The organism is Aquimixticola soesokkakensis (genome assembly GCF_900172375.1).
Lineage (GTDB): Bacteria > Pseudomonadota > Alphaproteobacteria > Rhodobacterales > Rhodobacteraceae > Aquimixticola > Aquimixticola soesokkakensis.
In genome coordinates this window covers 1-1,599 of the sequence record NZ_FWFS01000023.1, presented here as the reverse complement: position 1 = coordinate 1,599, position 1,599 = coordinate 1, and the positions used below count along the sequence as shown (strand labels likewise).

At 59.5% G+C, this 1,599-nt stretch carries 1 protein-coding gene; it reads left to right on the top strand.

From position 1 onward, the window contains the following. Positions 1–85 precede the first annotated feature (85 nt). A complete protein-coding gene (locus AQS8620_RS16725) occupies positions 86–1,471 on the top strand; it encodes an IS1182 family transposase (protein ID WP_085838149.1) in 1,386 nt (461 codons plus the stop codon). The last annotated feature ends 128 nt before the right edge of the window (positions 1,472–1,599 follow it).

The window sequence follows — 1,599 nt, the reverse complement described above, 5'->3', positions numbered from 1 at the left end:
CCGCCCATGCTGTTGAAAAAGTCTTTGTTGCGCTGCGGCAAGTCTTTCGATTCACTCGACTACGAGGGGATTGGAGGATTTCGGCATGATGGGCAGGCAAGAAGCACCGGCGCAGCTGTTTTACGACTTCGATCTGGAGCGGCATGTCCCCGCCCATCACATGCTGCGCGAGATTGACCTGTTCCTGAATGGCGACTCCCTGCGCGAGGCACTGCGTCCCTTCTACAGCCACCTTGGCCGGCCTTCGATCGACCCCGAACTGATCATCCGGATGCTGGTGATCGGATATGTCATGGGGATCCGTTCGGAGCGCCGGCTCTGTGACGAGGTTCATCTGAACTTGGCCTACCGCTGGTTCTGTCGGTTGGGTCTGGAAGGCAATGTCCCCGACCACTCGACTTTCTCCCGCTATCGCCATGGCAAGTTCAGGGAAAGCGGTCTGCTGCGTCAGGTCTTCGAGACAACCGTTGAACGCTGCCTGAAAGAAAATCTGGTGTCGGGCGAAGGTTTCGCGGTCGATGCGAGCCTGATCTCGGCAGATGCCAACAAGATCCGCTCCATCGCGGCGGAAGACTGGAGCCCCGAGGCCGCGCGGGACGCTGGCAACAGGGCGGCACGAGAATATCTGGAGACACTGGATGACGCCGCCTTCGGGGCCGCATCGCCTGTCCAGCCCAAGTTCGTGGCCAAGTCCGATCCGGCAGCGCAATGGACCCGTGCGGAGGAGAGCCGCCCCTATTTTGCCTATGCCACCAACTACCTGATCGACACCAAGAGTTCGGTGATCATGGATGTTGAAGCGACAAGAGCCATCCGCCAAGCCGAAGTTGGAGCTGCGCGCACGATGCTGGACAGGACCGAAAAACGCTTTGGCATCAAGCCGGACTGGCTGGCCGCCGATACGGCCTACGGCAATGCCGAGAACCTGGGCTGGCTGGTCGAGAAACGCAGCATCATCCCCTTCATACCGGTAATCGACAAGTCGGAACGGACCGACGGCACGTTCTCCCGCTCAGACTTCCAGTGGGACGAGACGAATGATCAGTATATCTGCCCTGAAGGCCATGCCCTCAAACAGTTCAGACGCAACTATTCCGATCCGAACCGGGGTCGGGATACTGGTGGGCGAAAGAAATACCGCTGCTTGAAGGCTATCTGCCAAGCCTGTCCATCCAAGGAGATCTGCTGCCCGAAAGCCGATGCCCGGTATGTCACGCGTGAGCCCCATGAAGAGGCGCGCGAGTTCGCCAGAGAGTGCCGCAAGACCAAGGCCTACAAAGTGTCGCGCGACAAACGGAAGAAGGTCGAGATGCTCTTCGCGCACCTCAAGCGTATTCTTGGCCTAACACGGTTGCGGCTCCGTGGTCCAAACGGCGCCAAGGACGAATTTCTGCTCGCCGCCATCGCACAGAATCTCCGAAAACTCGCGAAGCTCCGCTCGCGAAGCGTCCTACAGGAGGCCGCAGCATGAGCTGAGCGGCCATCATGCCGCCTTGAGGCGGAAGAACGGGTAATCACCCGAATGCAACGGCCTGGCTCAGCGGCGGCGAGCCTCAAAATCGGCGATTTCGGCCGACTTTTTCAACAACATCCGCCCAT